18 protein-coding genes and 1 tRNA gene are annotated in these 18,245 nt (G+C 64.4%); 10 read left to right on the top strand and 9 right to left on the bottom strand.

All coding sequences use genetic code 11. The annotated features are described in order from the left end of the window. Positions 1-20 precede the first annotated feature (20 nt). Positions 21-941, top strand: a complete 921-nt coding sequence (locus ACZ5MJ_RS28630) for a LysR family transcriptional regulator (RefSeq protein WP_464224322.1) — start codon at positions 21-23, stop codon at positions 939-941. A gap of 184 nt (positions 942-1,125) precedes the next feature. On the opposite strand, the gene ACZ5MJ_RS28625 is transcribed toward ACZ5MJ_RS28630, so the two are convergent. Beyond that, complete coding sequence (locus ACZ5MJ_RS28625) at positions 1,126-2,247, bottom strand: GGDEF domain-containing protein (RefSeq protein ID WP_464224321.1); 1,122 nt, start codon at positions 2,245-2,247, stop codon at positions 1,126-1,128. Positions 2,248-2,521: 274 nt separating this feature from the next. Between ACZ5MJ_RS28625 and ACZ5MJ_RS28620 the strand changes: the two genes are divergently transcribed. Further along, on the top strand, positions 2,522-2,893 hold the full coding sequence (locus ACZ5MJ_RS28620; protein WP_464224320.1) for a PHA-granule associated protein 4: 372 nt from the start codon (positions 2,522-2,524) through the stop codon (positions 2,891-2,893). Positions 2,894-3,084: 191 nt separating this feature from the next. After that, entirely contained in the window at positions 3,085-3,528 is a 444-nt protein-coding gene (locus ACZ5MJ_RS28615; protein ID WP_464224319.1) for a GNAT family N-acetyltransferase, read from the top strand. A gap of 91 nt (positions 3,529-3,619) precedes the next feature. Here the strand turns inward: ACZ5MJ_RS28615 and ACZ5MJ_RS28610 are convergent, their stop codons facing one another. From ACZ5MJ_RS28610 to add, 3 genes are all read right to left on the bottom strand, one after another. Next, on the bottom strand, positions 3,620-4,720 hold the full coding sequence (locus ACZ5MJ_RS28610) for a porin (RefSeq protein WP_464224318.1): 1,101 nt from the start codon (positions 4,718-4,720) through the stop codon (positions 3,620-3,622). A gap of 74 nt (positions 4,721-4,794) precedes the next feature. Next, a complete protein-coding gene (locus tag ACZ5MJ_RS28605) occupies positions 4,795-5,802 on the bottom strand; it encodes a Bug family tripartite tricarboxylate transporter substrate binding protein (RefSeq protein WP_464224317.1) in 1,008 nt (335 codons plus the stop codon). 79 nt (positions 5,803-5,881) lie between these two features. Beyond that, positions 5,882-6,946, bottom strand: a complete 1,065-nt coding sequence (gene add, locus ACZ5MJ_RS28600) for an adenosine deaminase (protein WP_464224316.1) — start codon at positions 6,944-6,946, stop codon at positions 5,882-5,884. A gap of 111 nt (positions 6,947-7,057) precedes the next feature. Between add and ACZ5MJ_RS28595 the strand changes: the two genes are divergently transcribed. Beyond that, on the top strand, positions 7,058-7,981 hold the full coding sequence (locus ACZ5MJ_RS28595) for a LysR family transcriptional regulator (RefSeq protein ID WP_464224315.1): 924 nt from the start codon (positions 7,058-7,060) through the stop codon (positions 7,979-7,981). A 310-nt stretch (positions 7,982-8,291) separates the two neighbouring features. Here the strand turns inward: ACZ5MJ_RS28595 and ACZ5MJ_RS28590 are convergent, their stop codons facing one another. Then, positions 8,292-8,606 (bottom strand): H-NS histone family protein, encoded by a 315-nt coding sequence (locus ACZ5MJ_RS28590; protein WP_464224314.1) that lies wholly within the window; start codon positions 8,604-8,606, stop codon positions 8,292-8,294. 467 nt (positions 8,607-9,073) lie between these two features. Between ACZ5MJ_RS28590 and ACZ5MJ_RS28585 the strand changes: the two genes are divergently transcribed. Both ACZ5MJ_RS28585 and ACZ5MJ_RS28580 read left to right on the top strand, forming a co-directional pair. Next, on the top strand, positions 9,074-10,225 hold the full coding sequence (locus ACZ5MJ_RS28585) for a porin (protein ID WP_464224312.1): 1,152 nt from the start codon (positions 9,074-9,076) through the stop codon (positions 10,223-10,225). Positions 10,226-10,498: 273 nt separating this feature from the next. Continuing rightward, positions 10,499-11,173 (top strand): SOS response-associated peptidase family protein, encoded by a 675-nt coding sequence (locus ACZ5MJ_RS28580; RefSeq protein ID WP_464224311.1) that lies wholly within the window; start codon positions 10,499-10,501, stop codon positions 11,171-11,173. Between the two features lie 183 nt (positions 11,174-11,356). Here ACZ5MJ_RS28580 and ACZ5MJ_RS28575 read toward each other — a convergent pair. Next, positions 11,357-11,435: transfer RNA gene (locus ACZ5MJ_RS28575), tRNA-Ile, on the bottom strand. Between the two features lie 118 nt (positions 11,436-11,553). After that, positions 11,554-12,021: a fumarate hydratase gene (locus tag ACZ5MJ_RS28570; protein WP_464224310.1), complete on the bottom strand. Its 468-nt coding sequence runs from the start codon at positions 12,019-12,021 to the stop codon at positions 11,554-11,556. 247 nt (positions 12,022-12,268) lie between these two features. Here ACZ5MJ_RS28570 and ACZ5MJ_RS28565 point away from each other — a divergent pair, with 247 nt between their 5' ends. The 4 genes from ACZ5MJ_RS28565 to ACZ5MJ_RS28550 all read left to right on the top strand — a co-directional run bounded on the left by ACZ5MJ_RS28565 (position 12,269) and on the right by ACZ5MJ_RS28550 (position 16,281). Then, positions 12,269-12,472: a hypothetical protein gene (locus ACZ5MJ_RS28565; protein ID WP_464224308.1), complete on the top strand. Its 204-nt coding sequence runs from the start codon at positions 12,269-12,271 to the stop codon at positions 12,470-12,472. 34 nt (positions 12,473-12,506) lie between these two features. Beyond that, positions 12,507-13,337, top strand: a complete 831-nt coding sequence (locus ACZ5MJ_RS28560) for an alpha/beta hydrolase (protein WP_464224307.1) — start codon at positions 12,507-12,509, stop codon at positions 13,335-13,337. Then, positions 13,334-14,380: an Ldh family oxidoreductase gene (locus ACZ5MJ_RS28555; RefSeq protein WP_464224306.1), complete on the top strand. Its 1,047-nt coding sequence runs from the start codon at positions 13,334-13,336 to the stop codon at positions 14,378-14,380. Before ACZ5MJ_RS28560 ends, ACZ5MJ_RS28555 begins: the two co-directional genes overlap by 4 nt. Before the next feature lie 176 nt (positions 14,381-14,556). Continuing rightward, the gene (locus ACZ5MJ_RS28550) at positions 14,557-16,281 is read left to right on the top strand and encodes an alkaline phosphatase family protein (RefSeq protein ID WP_464224305.1); all 1,725 of its coding nucleotides are present in this window, start codon (positions 14,557-14,559) and stop codon (positions 16,279-16,281) included. A 132-nt stretch (positions 16,282-16,413) separates the two neighbouring features. On the opposite strand, the gene ACZ5MJ_RS28545 is transcribed toward ACZ5MJ_RS28550, so the two are convergent. Next, the gene (locus ACZ5MJ_RS28545; RefSeq protein ID WP_464224304.1) at positions 16,414-17,202 is read right to left on the bottom strand and encodes an alpha/beta fold hydrolase; all 789 of its coding nucleotides are present in this window, start codon (positions 17,200-17,202) and stop codon (positions 16,414-16,416) included. 45 nt (positions 17,203-17,247) lie between these two features. Further along, entirely contained in the window at positions 17,248-18,204 is a 957-nt protein-coding gene (locus ACZ5MJ_RS28540) for a VOC family protein (RefSeq protein WP_464224303.1), read from the bottom strand. Positions 18,205-18,245: the final 41 nt, after the last annotated feature.

The raw sequence follows: 18,245 nt of genomic DNA, 5'->3' as shown, positions 1-18,245 counted from the left end.
CCTTGATGCCGAGCCGGCCAATGCCCTATCGCATGCTCCAGGAAACCGCCGTCCGCTACTTCCTCGAGGTGGTGCGCACCGGTTCGGTCAAAGACGCGGCGCTGAAGCTGAACGTGGCGCCGTCCGCGGTCAGCCGGCAAATCGCCAAGCTCGAGAGCGAACTCGACACCCTGCTGTTCGACCGGCGCGCCCGCGGCCTGGCACCCAACGCGGCGGGGGAGCTGCTGGCGGCGTTCGCCAAGCGCTCGCAGCAGGAGATCGAGCGCGTCACCGGCGAAATCCAGGCGCTGCGTGGCCTGCGCGCGGGACGGGTGCGGCTGGCCAGTGTCGAGGGCATCGCCCACGAGTTCCTGCCGACACTCGCAGCCAGGTTCAGGGAACAGCACACCGGCATACGCTTCGATCTCGATGTCTGCCCACAGGGCGATGTCGCCCGGCGCATCCGTGATGGCGAGGCCGACGTCGGTGTCACGCTGAGCGGGCTGCCCGAGCCGGAGATCGAGGTGGAGCTTCGCCACCCTGCTCCCGTGCTCGCCATCATGGCGCCCGGCCATCCGCTGGCCGGGCAACGGCAGGTTTCGCTGGCGCAGGTCATCGCCTATCCGCTTGCACTGCCGCCAAAGGACAGCTCGCTGCGGCAGTTGCTCGACACCAGTTGCAGCCGTCAGGACCTGCGCTACGAGACCGTGTTCTCCAGCAACAATCTCGACTCGCTGGTCGGCTTCGCGGCGGCGGGCGGCGGGGCCATCAGCTTCTACGGCGAGCTGTCGGTGCAAGGACGGCTGAAGGCAGGCACCATCGCAGCCGTGCCGCTGCGGGACCGTGAGATGAACGAGCGCTACATCGAGATCCAGACGCTGGCCAAGCGCAACCTGCCGCCCGCGGCGCGGGCCTTCGTCGAGCAGCTGGTACAGGCCATTGCCGGCGGAGGCAATGACTGATTGCCGATAATGCAATCAGTCATTCCATTTATTGCTGTTCAGTCATATTCCCTTGCGACGGGGCTGCGTAGGGAATCGGCGCCTGGAGTTCGGACGACAGCGCAGGCGGCATGACAAAGGACATCGTGGTACTCGGCGCCGGCATGGTTGGCGTATGCACGGCGCACGGCCCTGCGCCAGTGGCTCAACCTGCCTCAACACGATTGCGCCCATCAGCCTTGGCGCGATACAGCGCCGAATCGGCCCGCGCCAGCAATTCGTCAAGGGTCGCTTCCCCGGCCTCGATGCTGGCCAAACCCAGGCTTGCCGTGCAGGCGGGCTGCCCCGCGCAGGCCGACTGCTGCTCCACGGCGTGCCGCACCTGTTCGGCCACGGCAAGCGCGGCTTCCATGCCGGTACGCGGCAGCAGCACGACAAACTCTTCGCCACCAAAACGGCCGAGATAGTCCGTGTGGCGCAGCGCCCGGCCCACGGTCTGGGCGAAATGCGCCAGCACGCGGTCACCCACCAGGTGTCCGTGCTGGTCATTGATGCGCTTGAAATGGTCGATATCCATCAGCAGCAACGACAGTGGCTGGCCGCTGTCGCGCCGGCTCTTCAGTTCACTGCTGCCGGCGTGCAGCACGGCCCGGCGGCTTAGTACCCCCGTCAGGTCGTCGCGCTGTGCCAGGTACTCGAACTGCGCACGCAACCGCTCACTCACGGTCAGGAGCAGGCCGATGCAGACAAAGAGCGATGCGAAACAATAGGCTGCAATGTATGCGGTCTGAATAGCCGAAGGGGAAAAGCGCGGAGTATCGACGCCATCCTGGAAGAGTGTTGTTGCTGCCCGCATCAGCAGGACCAGCCCCTGGAAGGCGAGGACAACTGCCATGAAGCGCGGCGCAAATCCCCGGCCGTGTTGCCAGGTCAGCCGCGCATGGATCAGGCATATCGCCGCCAGCACCGTGGTCAGCAGCAACACGCGGATCCGGTAGTCGGGATGGACCAGCAGGAACCACGTGATGCCAGCCAGGCAGCCCATGCCCAGGACGAGCCACCATTTCCAGGTGCAGGGCACTCCGTAGAAGCGCTGGCTGCCGAAGTAGAACAATGCGCAGCCGGCAAGCAGCAGCGCGTTACCGCCAAGCGCGACGAGCACGGCCGGCCACTGCCCGTCCATGGCATAGAAGGCGGTGGAAGCCGCGCAAAGCATCGGTGCCAGCGCCCAGGGCAGCAACCCTTTGATGGAGGCAGGATAGGCGCGGCGAAAGGCCAGCAGGATGATGCCCAGGGCGATATTGATCATCCCCGTCAGCGCCGACATGGAGCGCAAGTCCAGATTTAGCATTGGTCAGCCGTGGAGATACAGGATTTACCGTGGCAAGTTGAGATCGGGGCAATCCCACCGCAGGGGCAGTGCATTGGCGAAACGACGGACGCAAGACCTTCCTGCGCCCGCGTGAGGCAGGGCGAAGCATACGCGATCTGGCTGGGGTCCAGCACGCCGGGCAGCGCTCAGCGGGCCTGCACTGGGTTGCCCCGCCCCCTGTTTCGGAATATATTCTTCCCCACAATGACCCCATCGGGGAGACTCCCCTATGAGCGTATACGTCGCACGTGATCGAGCCAGCGCGCTTGAGCACATCAGTTCGCGCGCAAATAGTACTGTCGATCTGGACTATGAATCCGCGTGGGAAGACGCGCTCGAGCTCGGACGACTCGGGCAATCGCGCGGCATTGTCGTACAGTTCCGGACCATCGAACATGTCTGCGTGGAGTCTGCGGATGCGCTGGCCCGAGGGCTCCGGGGAGAAAAACTCACATTCCGACAGCGATATCTCTACTGCCAGTTCGACATGACGGCATTATCCGAAGACTGCCTGTCTGAACTCGAGGCACTCGCCATCGAGCACGGCGATTACATCCTGCCTGGTCATTTGCTGGAAGAGGCCACGCTCATCTGGGGCTAGAGGCCACCGGCTGGCGCATGCAGGAGACTTTGCGCTCGCATGCCATCGCATAGGAACGCCTCTGCAGAGCAAAAATGTTGTCTTCCCGACATGCCAGCCAGACTGCTTCCGGGAGATAGCAAATCTACTTAGGCAGAATCCCTACGGGCGAAAGCATCCTGGCAAAAGTAGGATAAAGGGACGAACTTTGCATGAAGGACTATGTCATGCGTCCCCGCTATGCGACTGAGAAGGATTGGCCTGAGGTTGAGGCACTCCTGCGCGCTTCCTCACTTTGCGTCGAGGGGGTACGCGAACATATCACCCATTACATCATGGTCCGCGACAATGCCGGGCTGCTCGGATGTGCCGGCCTGGAACGCTATGGGACCACAGGACTTCTTCGGGGACTGGCTGTTGCGCAGCGCGCACGGTCCGCAGGTCTCGGCGAGCTTCTGCTTTCCGCAATCGTGGCAGATGTCCGGCAGCAAGGAGTCGCGTCAATCGTGTTGCAGACCAAGACCGCATCCGGCTATTTCGCGCGCCTTGGCTTCGCGCCAATCAACCTTTCCGACCTGCCGCCTGCTGTCATGCACTCGCAGGAACTCAACCGTCCCCCAGCCGATGTCGGGACGCTGATGCAAATTGCCCTGTAGTGGCTCGCCTGCCAGTTCATCAGCCAGAGCCGGCAGCCAGCCGCAATCGGGCTGCATTCAAACCGGATGCCGACTCCGGCATCCGGTCCGGTCAGAACCGATGCCTCATCCCCGTGGTAATCACCACCTGGTTGCGTCCGGCGGAGGTCGGGTAGCCGAAAATCGCCGCCGCGGGCGCATCGCCCATGGCATGCTGGTAGCGCCCAATCACGAAGATGTCAGTGCGCTTGGACAGGAACTGGTCCACGAACAGCGTGAACTGCTGCCACTTCGGCGCCTGGCCGGACGAGTACTTGCCGCTGGCATATAGCCACGCCGCGCCCAGATAGGTATTGCGCACCACCTGGTAGTTGAAGTTGAGGTGGTAGTTGTCGATGCGCAGGTCGCTGCCATCTGCATAGTTCAGGCGCGTGTCGGTCGCCAGCGCGCCGATCTGCGCGTTACCGGCGGTGTACATGCCACCGGCGGCGCTTACGCGCTGGCGGCGCACGCCCGCGCTGGGGGTTTCGATGCTGCGCTTGAACATGGTGCCGTAGTCGCCGACCACGGCGCCGCCGGCGTTGTCGGCGCTACCCGGGTTATCCAGGGTGGTATGCGCCAGTGCCAGCTTGAGGCCGTTGCGCTCGTAGTCCACGCCGAAGCTGTAGGCGCGGTTGTTGGCAATATCGCCGGCCTTGTCGCTGGCACCATACATGGCCATTGCCTTCACGCCGCCGAAGTCGGGCGTCACGTAGGTGATTGCGTTCTGCACCCGGAAGGAGTTGAAGGCATTGTCGATATCGCCCACGCTGACAGCGTTGCCGGCGGTCTCGATCCGGCCCAGGAACTGGGGCACGGCGTCGTACTGCCGGCCCAGCGTGACGGTGCCGGCGCTGGTGCTGGACAGGCCCACGTAGGCCTGGCGGCCGAACAGGCGGCCGTTCTGGCCGAGGGCACCGGTCTTCAGGCTGAAGCCTGACTCGAGCACGAAGATGGCCTGCAGGCCCTGGCCCAGGTCCTCGCTGCCGCGCAGGCCCCAGCGCGGGCTCTGCAGGTTGCCGCTGTCGGCCATGACAAGCGGATGGCCGCCGGCATTGCTGACATAGGCCACGCCGGCCGACAGCAAGCCGTACAACTGAACGCTCCCCTGCGCCTGCGCACAGGCCCCCATCGCCATCAGTCCGGTGCCGATGGCATATCGCTTGAACTTCAACTTACTCCTCCCTTGTTTTCTTTTATGTCCCGGCGGCGCGCCGGCCGGCAATGGCCGGGCGCCCGCCACTAACGCTATTCACGGATGCCGGCACTCTCCACGATCCTGGCGTAGCGACCCTGTTCCCGCTGGATGAAGGTGGCAAACCCGGCAGCATCGCCGTGGCCCGGCGTGACGCCCTGCTCCTTCATGGTCCTGACCACATCAGCCGAGGCCAGGATGGCGTTCAGTTCCCGGTTCAGCCGCTCCACGATGGGCGCGGGCGTGCGCGCCGGCGCAAACAAGCCGGTCCAGCTGTTGATCTCGAAGCCCTTGAAGGCGGGCGTTTCCGCTGCCGCCGGCACCTTGGGCAAGGCTTCCAGGCGCCGCGCCGAGGTCACCGCGATGCCCTTGATCTTCCCGGCCGCCACGTTCGGGATGGCCGAGGCGCTGATCAGCATGGCCAGGTCGACCTGCTGCCCCATCAGGTCGGTCACCTGCTGCGCGGCGCCGCGGTATGGCACGTGGTTGATCTCGACCTTGGCCTGGGCCTTGATCATTTCCATGGCCACCTGCAGCACGGTGCCGATGCCGGAAGTGGCGTAGGTCAGCTTGCCCGGCTGGGCGCGCGCCAGCTTCAGCACCTCGTCCAGGGTGTTGGCCTGCAGGCCCGAGCGGGCCACCAGCACCATCGCGGCGGTGTTGACCAGGCCGATCGGCTCCAGGTCCTTGAGCGCGTCGTACTTGACCGCCGCCGGATTGACCAGCCGTGCGATCGCGATCGAGCTGTCCGCGCCCATCACCAGGGTGTAGCCGTCCGGCGCGGCCTGCACCGCGCGGCGCACGCCGATCACGCCGCCGGCACCGGTGGTGTTGTCCACCACCACGGACTGGTGCAGCCGCTCCCCCAGTTTCTGCGCGAGCAAGCGCGCGATCACGTCGGTGCTGCCGCCGGCGCTGTACGGCACCACCAGGGTGATGGGCCTGGCGGCGGGCCAGGCCGCTTCGGCGGCCATGGCCGCGGCGGGTGCGGCAAGTGCGATCGGCAGCAGCGCGCGGGTCAGCAGGCGGCGGAACCGCGATTGGGCAAAACAGGCAGGCATGGCGGGGCTCCAGGAGAATCGGGCGGGTCGGGCCGAGCGGTCAAAAAAATTGGGAACGGAAGCGGGCAAGGCCGCAGCCTCAGGCGGCCGGGGCCGCGAACAGCCTGGCGCGCAGCGCATCGAACTCGGCGCACTGTTGCGCCCGCCACGCGCGGCGCGTGCTGTCGTCGATCCACGCTGCATCCAGTCCGTTAAGCATGAACTGTCGCAGGTCGTCCAGGCCGAAGCCGAAATCGCGCACCATCATTGCCCAGGCCTGGCTGGCGGTGACATGGTGCAGCACCGGGTCATCGGTGTTGGGATGCACACGCAGGCCCATGCCCGGCATATGGCGGATCGGGTGATCGAGCGCCCAGCGCTCGCGCGGCAGCGTGCGCAGGTAGTAGGAATTGGTCGGCACCACCGTGAAGACGATGCCGCGGTCCACGCATCGCTGCGCGAACTCGGGGTTGTCGATGGCGGTGTAGCCATGGTCGATGCGATCCACTTGCAGCAGGTCCAGCGCAGTGGCCACATTGGTCCAGGGCGTGCCGAACTCGCCGGCGTGGGCCGTGGTCTTCAGCCCGGCGGCGCGCGCCTTGCGATAGGCCTCGGCGAACAGCTCGGGCGGCCGGTCGGTCTCGCGGTAGTCGATGCCGATGCCGACCACCTCGTCGCGGCGGTCGGCGATGACCCAGTCGACCATCTCGACCGCCTCGGCGGGATCGGCTTCGCGGTCGATCGACGGCACCAGCCGGCCCACGATACCGAACGCGGCCTCGGCATCGAGGATCGCGCGGACGATGGCTTCCATGGCCGCCCGGTACGGAATGCCGGACTGCCGGGCGGTGCCGGTGGGGTTCCAGAAGAACTCGCTGTAGCGGATGCCTTCGGCCGCCGCGTCCTGCAGGTACTCGAAGGCCAGCCGGTAGAGATCGTCCGGCTGCCGGATAAGCTGGCTGTCCAGCGCGCGCAGCACCCGCAGCACGCCGACCGGCTTCTCGCCCCGGGTGTAGAAGGCCTCGATCTCGTCTTCCGAGAACGGCATGCCCTGCCGGCGCACCAGCTCGGTGAAGGTGGCGCGGCGCACGCAGCCGAACAGATGGCAGTGCAGCTCCACCTTGGGCAGCGCTTTCAGGAAGGTATCCAGTGCGTTCTCGGTCATATCTGGCTCAGCCCCCATTTGCGGGGTCCGGGATTGGCGAATGCCCGCATTCTAAGGAAGGACCGAAAACAAATAAAATTGGTTAATTTTAGATTTTTATAAATTGATCTTATGACCGATCCGACCCGGCAGGCAGAGTTCCTGGCCCGCCAGCTGACCGTGCGGCAGCTGCGGGTCTTCCATGTGGTGGCGCGCCTGAAGAGCTTCAGTCGCGCGGCCGAGGAGCTGTCGCTGACCCAGCCGGCGCTCTCGGCCAGCATCCGCGACCTGGAGCAGGTGCTGGCCACCCGACTTTTCGACCGGACCACGCACCGGGTCACGCTGACCGAGGCCGGGGCGGCCGTGCTGCCCGTGGTCACCTGGCTGCTGAACAGCTACAGCCACGGCATGGACGACCTGCACCGCATCCTGTCGCAACAGTCACAGCCGCTGCGGCTTGGCGCCGTGCCGTCCGCCATGCACCTGCTGGCGCCGGCGCTGGCGCACTGGCGCACGGAGCGCGCCGACGTGCGGGTGGAGGTTTCAGATATGCTGGGGGAGGCGCTTTTCCAGGCCATCTGCGACGGCGAGATCGATATCGGCCTGGGCTGGGTCACGCGACCGGCGCCGGAGATTACCGCCATGGATGTCGGCACTGACCAGCTGGTTGCCCTGCTGCCGCGGGACCATCCGCTTGCCGGCAAGCCTGCGCTGCGCTGGCAGCAGTTGAAGGACGAGCGGCTGGCCGTGTTCAGCCACGGCACCACGCATGAGTCAGCGCTGGCGTTGCTGCAGCAGCAAGGTTTCCATGCCCATGCGGTGGACCGGCTGCAGTACAGCGAATCGCTCTACAGCCTGGTGCGCGCGGGGCTCGCGGTCGGTCTGCTGTCCCGGCTATACGCGCAGGGCATCAATGATGCGGCGCTGCGCGCGGTGCCCCTGGGCAGCCCCAGCTTCAAGCGCCGCGTGGCGCTGATGATGCGCAAGGAACCCGCGCCCCGGATGCCGGCGACCGCCGAGTGCTTCCGCTTCCTGTCCGGCGCGATCCGCTGCTGAGCGGCACCGCGCCAGTCGTTGAGCGCGGTCTTTTCCGTCGACGGGTTACCGCACTGTGCGGCGTTCAACCAGGGTCGGTGATTTGTTGCAAGAATAAGTCTGTCGAGAAGGCGTGGAAGCCTGGGAACGAAGCGCAGCAAGGCTGGAGCCTTGCGAGAATTCGTGACCACGGATGACACGACTTATCGGCAGACTTATGCCGCGAATTTTCGATTCAGGACAGTAGACGCTGCAATATTTCCCACCATCCATGTCCGGCATGGCGGGTTGAGTCGCCGTCGTCCAGGGACGACGACGCTCGCGCAATCGGTCACTCCTGCGGAATGAGGAAACGCTCGGGTCGCTTGCCCAGCCATGCCGGCGCCCGGCCACGGCCCGACCAGGTCTTGCCGGTCTTGGGATCCATGTACTTCGGCGGCAGCGGCGCCTTTTCCGTCTGAGCCGAAGCGGTACCAGCGGGGCGGCCCCGGCCGCGCCGCGGTGCAAGGTCTTCCGGCGACAGGCCGTACTGAATCATCAATTCGCGAATCTTTTCGATGACGCTAGCGACTTCGGTAGCGCGGGCGTTTTCGATCTGGGCCTCCAATGCTTGTTTCTGCGCCAACAGTTCTTGATACGTTGCCATTTCTCGATCTCCAGTCTTACGGTCACGCTTGACTTATACGCATTCCAACATCCGCCCGCAAGTTTTTTGCCTTCCAGCCATTAAAGCGGGTCAATGGAGGCTGTGAACGACTCAAATCGGAGGATAGTTGGTCATAGCGAATCGCCTGGACTCGAGCCCACGAATGCCGGCGCCATAATGTATTTATTTAATCCGTGGCAGGGCTTGTTCTGGCCAAGATCCTTTCCCTATACAAAAAAAGGGACATGCGACTGCATCACGGGTGCGAAGGCCGCGTCGCCCGGACACCTCGTGCCGTAGCTGGTCATGAATGCCGCGCCCTCGCATTTATCCATGACTTCCCCGCATGGAGATTCCTGAATTCCGCATGACCACGTCACCTTCCGCGCCACTACCATCGCTACACCCCGCATGCAACCGGGGTGCGCAGCCGCCATAGAGCGACGCGCCATTCAACGGAGAGCGAAGTGGAGATATGGAAGCAAACGGTTCAAGCTGCAGAACACAGTGGCCGTGAAGGCCCTGCCCGCCAAAAGCACCCGCGCATCGCACTGAAGTGCGCGGGCACCGCGGCCTTGATAGCCCTGCATGGTGCCGCCCTGGCCGACAGCTTGACGATCAGCGGTCTGGTTACCGCTGGCCCGACCTACACATCGAATGCCGCTGGCGGCAGCCGCTTTGGTCTCGATTCCGGACCTCACCGCCCCAACTACCTGGCGTTCAATGGCACCGAATCCCTGGGCGGCGGCACCTCGGCATATTTCCGTCTGGCCGGCCGCTTTTACTCGGACATTGGCGCCAGCGTGGGTGGCATCCTGTTCAACACCTACTCCGTCGTGGGCCTGCGCGGCAACCTCGGCGACGTGCAGCTCGGATACACCCGCGACTTCATGTTCGACTACTTCACGGTCGGCGGCTACAGCGGCTCGTACTATGGGGGCCTTTGGGGCGCGCCACAGGGTCCGTTCACCAATTTCGGCGGCGTCTACGGTGCGGCGCGCGGTGGCTCGTTCGACTATGACCGCTCGAACGGTGAATCCCTGGCCAATGCGGTCAAATACACGCACCAGTTCGGGCCGCTGAAGGTTGGTGCGATGTACGGCTTTGGCGAGCGCCCCGGCTCCGTGCGCAACGGCGGCACTTACAGCCTCGGCGCCCTGTATGAATCCGGCCGCTTCGGTGCGACCGTGGCCTTCACGGATTTCAAGGATGCATCCACTGCCGACAGCAATGCACACATCCGCGCCTTGGGCACCGGTGCAAAGTGGGTCACCGATAGCTGGCAGGTCTCCACCTTGTATTCGCGCACCGAGAATGCCAACAGCGAAGGCGTGATTGACACCTATGGCATCGGCGGAACGAAGTCATTCAACCAGCACTATGGATTGACCCTGCACTACCAATACATGAAAGGCAACACACCGCTGCTGAATCGCCATGCTCACCAGGTTCTCCTCGAGGCAGAAACATGGCTCTCGAAGCGTTCCCGGATCTATCTCCAGACCACGTATCAGTTGGCCGGCGGCTCGAATGCCAGGGCGTGGATCAACGGCGCCGCGGCAGCGTCGGGCGGGTCTCGGCAGCTCCTTGGCGGCGTGTTCATCGAGCACGCGTTCTGACGGGAAACCCACGAGCATGCCGGAGGGCGCCACGCTGCCCGACATCAGTACTGCCCAGAATGCCGGCCCGGTCCTCCATGCCGTGGCGTACCAGACACGCGCCTCGACGGCAGTTTCCTCAGGTGCAGCAGGCACCTCCGGGCTGGGGTCCTGGTCCTGCCACATGACACTACACTTACAAGTGGGGCAGGAGGACGGGTGCGCCCCCCCCCTTTTTGGGCCAAGGCGTCCCATCCGCCCGGGGCTCACTGCTCTCCGCCATGGAGACTCGCCATGTGCACCAACTACGATCCGGTGCCGCGCCATCTTCTGCAAGACGTCTTTGGCGTCGCCGCACCTCCCACTGAATGGAAGCCTGAAGCTTTACCCGGCGATGCTGCGCCGATCGTTCGCGCCGATGCCAAAGGCCGGCGCGAGTGCATCATGGCCGTCTTCGGCCTGACGCCGCGATCACGCAGCAGTCATGGCGTGAGATCGTTTGAAACCATGAATGCGCCATCCGAGAAGGTTGGCGACAGATGCAGTTGCAGCGGACCCTGGTACCGAGGCCAATTGTGTCTCGTCCCTGCCACGGCCATCTACGAACTGAACTACGATGCCGGGACACATCCGTCTCGCTACAAAATATGGCTACGGGATGAGTTGGCGTTCGGAATAGCGGCGCTGTGGAGAGCTTTGCCTGACGGCAGCCACTCATTCACCATGCTGACAACGAAGGCAGACCACCATCCCGTGATGAGTCGCTTGCATGCCCCCGGCAAGGCGAAACGAGGCGTAGTCATCGTGCCGAAAGCCCGGTGGGACGGGTGGCTGACGTGCAGGGACCCAGACGTCGCCCGCAGCTTTATGACGCTCTATCCGGCCGACCAGATGGCTACTGAGCCAGCGCCGATCTTGCCGCCGCCCAAAGACCGTTCTGCCGTGGTTGAGGTGCCCCTGCCGTTATAGGATTGGCCTCTGACCTGCAGATTGTGCCAGGCGCCACCCAAGCCCCCCCGCCAGGAGGCTATAGCGCACCGCGAAAGCACGCCAGGTTAAAGCAAGGTATTGCCACCTTTCCCACACCCTGGGCAAGGCGCCGCCCAGGCAGTCCCGGCTTTCGCGATGGACGAAATATAAGAACCAATTTTATGGTGGGCCTCCCGTGAGTCGAACACGGCACCAACGGATTATGAGTCCGCTGCTCTAACCAGGCATGAGCTAGAGGCCCAATGGGAAGAAGGGAAAGCCGTCGGCACAAAACTCGTCGGCCTCAGCTTTCCTCAGCAGTGCCATATCTTGCATCAATCGGCTGGCTGGCAATAACGCGTTACCAGCCGAAGCTGCGGTCACGCCGACGCTTCAGGCGACGCTACAGCCGGAACCACCTTCTTCGCCGAAGCCCGCTTCTTCGCCACGGGTTTCACTGCTGCCGTCTTCGGGGCGGCTTTCGCGGCGACCTTGCCCTTGGTACCCGTTGCGGCCTTTTTCGCTACAGCTTTCGTTGCGGCGGTCTTATTGGCCGTCGCCTTCTTGGCGCCTGCGGCCTTGGCCTTCTTGGCAGCGAGCTTGTCCTTTGCGGCTTGCTTTTCAAAGCTGGCCGCGGCCTTTGCGGCTTCCACGGCCTGGGCAATTTCGCGCTTTGCCGCTTCAATTGCCTTCTTCGTGTCGGCGCGCAGCTTCAGCAAGCGCTTCTTCGCTGCCTGTGCCTCACGGGCAAGCACGCTGGCCTTTTTCGTCGGCGCGGCCACTTTCTTTGCGGCAGGTTTGCCCTTGGCAGTTGCACTTACCCGTGTCGTTTTAGTTGTTGCGACCATGTTGGCTATTCATAGTTGTGAGTGAAGCGCGGAGTATAACCGCACGAGTGGCCTTACGTAATAGAGTCAGCCTTTTCTTCGTATTGCATTCACCCGCGATCAGTCGAATCGGCCATGCGACAAGCGAACGGACCGCAATGGCTCGATAACCCGAAGCAGCAATATCACAGCGTCCGCGATCTGCAATACTGAAGCCGGTGCTGATCGCGAAAATCCTGGCACACTCGCCGCCTGACAGGAAGCCCTCATGACAGCCATCGGCATCGCCCTCACCTACGCCTTCATGTGCCCCTGGTGCCGGATCGGACATCAATTGCTGTCTTCCATCGAAGTAAGCGGACGATCGGGTAAGTCCGTGGATGCCTGGGCAGCCATCGGAAGGCGAATTTCGTACAACATCGTGTGCAACGAAACTTGGAGAAACGAGCGTGCACACGGCCGTAACATTTGACTCCGACGGGCTTCGCCTGGCCGGAGCCCTGCATTTGCCCCCCAATCTCGCCGCGGGCGAACGGCGTCCCGCCATCGCGGTGCTGCATGGGTTCGGCAGCAACAAGGACGACGGTATGGTGCAGCTGGCGACGCACCTGTTTTCGTCGCTGGGCTATGTCGTCCTGCGCTTCGACATGCGGGGCTGCGGCAACAGCGAAGGCGAGCGCGGCAAGGTACTGTGCGAGGACCAGGTGAGCGACACCCGCAACGCCGTCAGCTACCTGCAGAGCCTGCCCGCAGTGGATCCCGCGAAGATTGCCGTGATGGGCCACAGCTTCGGTGCGGCGGTGGCAGTCTATGCGGCTGGCGTCGACCCTCGCATCGTGGCCTGCATCTCATCGGCCGGATGGGGCGATGGCGAAGTCAAGCTGCGTCAGCAGCATGCGGGTTCGGCCGAATGGCAGCGCTTCGAGGCCATGGTGGAGGAAGGCCGTGCCCGCCTGGCCAGCGGCCAGTCCATGCAGGTCTCGCGCTTTGACATCGTGCCCATTCCCCTCGAGATGCGCAGCAATCTGCCTGCGGGAAGCTTCATGGAGTTCCCGTTCGAGGTGGTCGAAAGCATGCTGCGATTCCGGCCGAACGCAGTGGTCGGCAACATTGCCCCGCGCCCGCTCCTGCTGCTGCATCCGGCGGACGATTCGGTCACCCCTACGGAACAGTCGATCGGACTGTTCCGCAACGCCAGGATGCCGGCCGAGCTGCACCTGTTCTCGGAGATCGATCATTTCATCTTCTCCGATGACAACCGGGCCGTCCTGAACCTGGTCACGGACTGGCTGCACAAGTTCCTGCCGGCCCGGCAGGCGCCTTTGGGGGCCGCATGACTGCGCGCCCCTCGACCCTGATCAGCGCAGCCCGGCTGCAGGCCTTTGCGCAGGCGCTCCTTGCCTCCGCCGGGCTGCACGAACCTGGCGCCTCACTGGTGGCGGAAAGCCTGGTGTGGGCTGACCTGCGCGGTTCGCCCGGCCATGGCGTTTCGCGCATTCCCCAGTACGCTGCGTGGCTGGAGTCGGGCGACATGAATGGTCGGGCACAACCGCGCCCGGGGCTCAGCCTGCCAGCCCTGACCGTGGTCGAGGGCGATCGCTGCGCCGGCGCGCTGGGCATGCGCATCGCCGCCGAGCAAGCTATCGCCGGAGCGCGCCTGGCCGGCGCGAGCCTGGTGCTCTTGCGGGAGACAACCCATACCGGCGCGCTCGGCTTTCATACGGCCCATGTGGCCAATGCGGGAATGTTTGCCATGGCGATGGCCGCTTCGGCACCGCTGATGGCCTACCATGGCGCCTCGGTCGCGGGTGTCTCAACGGCTCCGCTGTCCATGGCCTGCCCGGGGCCCGCCGAGCCGATCGTATTCGACATGGCTTCGGGTGCTGTCGCCTTTGGCAAGCTGATGCAGGCTCGGGCCGCCGGCCGGCCGCTCGAGCCGGGCTGGGCCATCGATGCCATGGGCAATGCCACCACGGACGCGCGCCAGGCGACCACGCCGCTGCCGCTGGGCGGCCCGAAAGGCTCGGGCCTCGCGCTGATGGCCGAGATCGCCTGCAGCCTGCTGACCAGCCATCCGATCCTGGCACCCGCCTTGCTGGCCCCCGCCGCCGACCATCGCCACACGCAGAACGCATGGATGCTCGTGATCGATATCGCCCAGGTGCTGGATCCTGCCCTGTTCCAAGCGCAATTGACCGAGCTCGCGGCGGCCATCCACAACCTGCCGGCCTCTGCCTATGGTCCTCCACGGCTGCCTGGAGAACGCGGCTACGCCGAAGCCCGCGAGCGCGGCACGAACGGGATTGCCCTGGCGCCGGTGACGGCTGACGCGCTGGAGGCGCTTGCCAGCCAGGCAGGCATTCGCGCCCCCTGGGCATAGCGCGGGCTGAAGGTCACGATGAATGCTCCCACCGCTGAAGCCTTCGGCTGATAGCGGGGGGGGCCGGTGCTCCGCTCACAATTTGTTACGCATCCACGCATTCAGTGACACCGCTCGGACATGGACGGTCGATAGCGTCTCCCAACTGCCCTGTGGCAGTGACCCGAGGAGATATCGTGCGTGTACCTAAAAGGCTTATCCTTGCCGTGACGCTGTCGCTGGCGTGCGGACTGGCAGCGTCCGCACATGCGGAAGACGACACCCGTCGACCGCATGCGAAGCATGTCCTGCTGGTTTCTGTCGACGGCCTGCACCAGGCCGACCTGGACTGGTTCGTCAACACCAATCCGAATTCCGCCCTGGCGCTACTGGCCCGTCATGGCGTTGCCTACACGAATGCGCAAACGCCCTTCCCGTCGGATTCGTTCCCCGGGATGGTCGGCCAGGTCACGGGCGGCAACCCCAGGACCACGGGCATCTACTACGACGACGCCTACAGCCGCAGCCTGCTGCCGCCGGGCACCACCACGGCCAACTGCCACAGCACCAGGCCAGGCGCTGAAGTGTTTTACGCCGAAGTCATCGCCAGGGATCAGAACCGGCTGGACAGCGGGCAAAACATCCCGGGCCTGTACGCCGACTTCTCCAGGATTTCCCAGCTGACCGGGCACCCGCAGGACCTGATCAATCCGGCCTTCCTGCCGGTATCTCCAGTGACCTGCCAGCCGGTCTACCCGCATCAGTACCTCAAGGTGAACACGATCTTCGAGGTCGCGAAAAAGCATGGGCTGCACACCGCCTGGGCGGACAAGCACGCCGCCTATGAGATTCTCAACGGGCCGTCCGGTCAGGGCATCGACGACCTGTTTACCCCCGAGATCAACAGCTCGGTGACCGACCCATCGCTGCCCGCCGGCCCGGGCAGCGACTGGACCAAGGACAATACCAACACCCAACGCTACGATAGCTTCAAGGTAGCGGCCGTCCTTAACTGGATCAAGGGCCTCGACCATGCCGGCAACGGCACGCCGGGGACTCCGGCCATCTTCGGCATGAACTTCCAGTCCGTATCGACCGCCCAGAAGCTCAACAAATCGGCCTATTACCCGGATCCGGCCAACACCGGCACCAAGGTGTCCGACGGCCTGGGCGGCTACACGGCGAACGGAACCACGCCCGGCGTGGTGCTGCAAAGCGCGCTGAACTTCGTCAACAATCAGTTGGCCGTGATGGTCAGCGCGCTTGACCGGACCAACACCGTCGTCATCCTGTCGGCGAAACATGGTCAGTCGCCGCAGAACCGCGCCGATCTCACCATCATCAACGATGGCGACATGATCGATGCGCTGAACTGCGCCTGGGAGAAGTTCGCCGCCACATGCAAGGACCCGTCCAAATCGCATCTGGTAGCCCACGCGATCGACGATGACGGCATCCTGATGTGGTTCAACGACCGCTCTCCCGCCGCCCTGCGCTTTGCCAGGGACTTCCTGCTTGGCTATTCCGGCAACGGCCTGGGCTCGGACGCAACCGGCACCGCGATCACCAAGGCTTTCAGCCAGGCTGGCGCGAGCAAGATCTACACCGGTGAAGAGGTCGCCGACCTCTTTGGCGTCGGAAGCCACGACGACCGCGTGCCGGACCTCGTCGGCATCGCGCAGCAGGGTACGGTCTATGCCGGCGCAAAGTTGTCGAAGATCGCCGAGCATGGCGGCGACGCGAGGCAGGACCGTCACGTGCCGATCGTCGTGTGGGGCGCTGGCATTGACCAGAATATCGTCGACGACCCGGTCCAGACCAACCAGATTGCGCCTACCATCCTGGCGTTGCTTGGGCTCAAGCCGCACGAGCTGCAGGCGGTGCAGGCCGAGCACACCAAGGTGCTGCCGCATCTGCATTGAGCCGGACCGGGACAGCGGGAATCGCTGCATGTCCCGGTAATAAAAAGCAGCCCCATGGCGGTTCCGTCCATGGGGCTGTTCTGCATTCCGGGGCTCCGGCGCGCACAAGCCTGCCGGAGCCAGGCGCCGCACTCAGACGGCCATAGCCAGGGCAGGCTTCGCGCCGACTTCCGCACGCAGGAAATTCTCGAGCGCGGCAATGGTCACTGGCGGCGTCTCCAGCATCGGGTAGTGCCCCGCGCCAGCCAGGACCTGCAACGTTGCGCGGCGGTACCACTTCAGGGTCGTGTCTCGGGCGACGGCCTCGGAATTGCCCGCGTCGTGCTCGCCAACCAGCACGTGGATGGGAATCTCCAACCCCTCAACCTGGGTGTGTACATCGGTATGGCTGGCATCCAGCGCGTAGCTGAGAAACGCTTCTCCGTCGATGGCCGCCCAGCTGCTGTTTACCACCGCGCGAACGAAGGCGTCCGTATAGCGCCTGGCGGTGCCTGCCGCCACCAGGTCCGCGCGGCGCACCGGGGACACCGCGGCTTCGCGCAGCAGGCCCAGGCGTGCCGGGTCGCTGCTGCCGCCGCGCGCGCTCATGCCAGCGATCGACACGATGGCATCCACTCGCCTGGGCAGCGCCAGTGCCAGCATCTGTGCGGCCAGCGCGCCCAGCGAATGTCCGGCCACAGCAAAGCTGGTCCATCCAAGGAAGTCCGCCAGGCGCGTAGCGTCGATGACGACTTCGCGCAGGGTCCTGAGCCCCGGCTCGAGCCGCATCTGGCCGTAGCCCCGATATTCCACCACGACGTACTGGAACGCAGCCAGATCCGCCCAGCGCAGCATTTCGTCAAAGGCATCGCGCGTGCCCAGCAGGCCGGGCAGCAGCATGACCTTGCGCGGACCGGTACCGATCAGCTTGAACGACTTCATTGACAAACCTCCCCGAGGGTGTCGGCACAGTGCGTCATGCGGAAATCAGACATGGATCGGGTCCTCCTTTTGCATGTGCCGGCGCAGATCGTCATGCGAGACATTGAACTGGGGCGAGATCTTCAGTTCGGATCCCAGCCGCTCCTCTTCCTCGTCCATCTTGAAGCCCAGCGATTTCGTCGCCTCGAACATCACCCCGCCCGGGGTGCGCACGTAGACCGATTCGAAGTAGCCGCGATTCTTGCGGTCGGAGAAATCGGTAAAGCCCATGCCCTCGGTATCGAATTTCACGCGGGCCTGGGCATCGTAGTCGGGTACGTCGAAGGCGCCGTGGTGGACGATGCCCTCCGCCAGCGTCCAGGTGCCCTGGCGCAGGTCGGGCGCGTGCAGCACGTCGATGCGCCGCCCGGCACCGCCCTCGCCCGCCTCATAGCGCGTGAACGCGCCGTCCTCCATGGTCTTGCGAAAGTACCATGCACGCTCCATGAAGACGTTCATATCCTCCAGTTCCCGCACCGTGGCCGTCCAGTTATGGAAGCCACGCACTGCGTATTGCTCGGGCACATAGTCCGAGCGCCACGGCTTGCGCGTATCCGTGGGATCTTCCACGACCTCGAAGTCGATGCCGGCGTGCACCACACGCAGGTACTTCTCGCCAAAGCGCTCGGATTCCTGGGCAACGGCCACGCCGTTTCGGCGGAAATGCTCACGCCAGAAATCCACCGATCCGGCAGGGACGGAATAGGCAATCGCCGTGAACTGCCCCGAGCCCTTGCGTCCGACCAGCTCGGTCCGGCGCATCGGGAACGTGGTCATCACAGTGCCCGGCGTGCCGTCGGCATCGCTGAAGTACAGGTGGTAGATGGGAATGCGGCCATCGTAGAACAGCGTCTGCTTGATAAAGCGCTGTCCCATGACCTTGACGAAAAAATCCACATCGCCCTGCGCCGTGGCAGTGCACAGCGTGATGTGATGCAGTCCGCGAATGAGATTTCCTTCCATGTTGTCTCCTGTTCTGGCCCCAGGCGTCGCCCGGCCACCCA

The sequence above is a fragment of the Cupriavidus sp. LA-1 genome (genome assembly GCF_055385985.1).
This window is presented reverse-complemented; position numbering and strand designations above follow the sequence as displayed.

Excerpts from the sequence above, each read along its gene's own strand:
- ACZ5MJ_RS28630 (WP_464224322.1), top strand. The coding sequence starts at position 21 with ATGCCCTATCGCATGCTCCAGGAAACCGCCGTCCGCTACTTCCTCGAG.
- ACZ5MJ_RS28540 (WP_464224303.1), bottom strand. The coding sequence starts at position 18,204 with ATGGAAGGAAATCTCATTCGCGGACTGCATCACATCACGCTGTGCACT.
- ACZ5MJ_RS28570 (WP_464224310.1), bottom strand. The coding sequence starts at position 12,021 with ATGGTCGCAACAACTAAAACGACACGGGTAAGTGCAACTGCCAAGGGC.
- ACZ5MJ_RS28615 (WP_464224319.1), top strand. The coding sequence starts at position 3,085 with ATGAAGGACTATGTCATGCGTCCCCGCTATGCGACTGAGAAGGATTGG.
- ACZ5MJ_RS28595 (WP_464224315.1), top strand. The coding sequence starts at position 7,058 with ATGACCGATCCGACCCGGCAGGCAGAGTTCCTGGCCCGCCAGCTGACC.
- add (WP_464224316.1), bottom strand. The coding sequence starts at position 6,946 with ATGACCGAGAACGCACTGGATACCTTCCTGAAAGCGCTGCCCAAGGTG.
- ACZ5MJ_RS28590 (WP_464224314.1), bottom strand. The coding sequence starts at position 8,606 with ATGGCAACGTATCAAGAACTGTTGGCGCAGAAACAAGCATTGGAGGCC.
- ACZ5MJ_RS28545 (WP_464224304.1), bottom strand. The coding sequence starts at position 17,202 with ATGAAGTCGTTCAAGCTGATCGGTACCGGTCCGCGCAAGGTCATGCTG.
- ACZ5MJ_RS28565 (WP_464224308.1), top strand. The coding sequence starts at position 12,269 with ATGACAGCCATCGGCATCGCCCTCACCTACGCCTTCATGTGCCCCTGG.
- ACZ5MJ_RS28620 (WP_464224320.1), top strand. The coding sequence starts at position 2,522 with ATGAGCGTATACGTCGCACGTGATCGAGCCAGCGCGCTTGAGCACATC.
- ACZ5MJ_RS28625 (WP_464224321.1), bottom strand. The coding sequence starts at position 2,247 with ATGTCGGCGCTGACGGGGATGATCAATATCGCCCTGGGCATCATCCTG.
- ACZ5MJ_RS28555 (WP_464224306.1), top strand. The coding sequence starts at position 13,334 with ATGACTGCGCGCCCCTCGACCCTGATCAGCGCAGCCCGGCTGCAGGCC.
- ACZ5MJ_RS28605 (WP_464224317.1), bottom strand. The coding sequence starts at position 5,802 with ATGCCTGCCTGTTTTGCCCAATCGCGGTTCCGCCGCCTGCTGACCCGC.
- ACZ5MJ_RS28580 (WP_464224311.1), top strand. The coding sequence starts at position 10,499 with ATGTGCACCAACTACGATCCGGTGCCGCGCCATCTTCTGCAAGACGTC.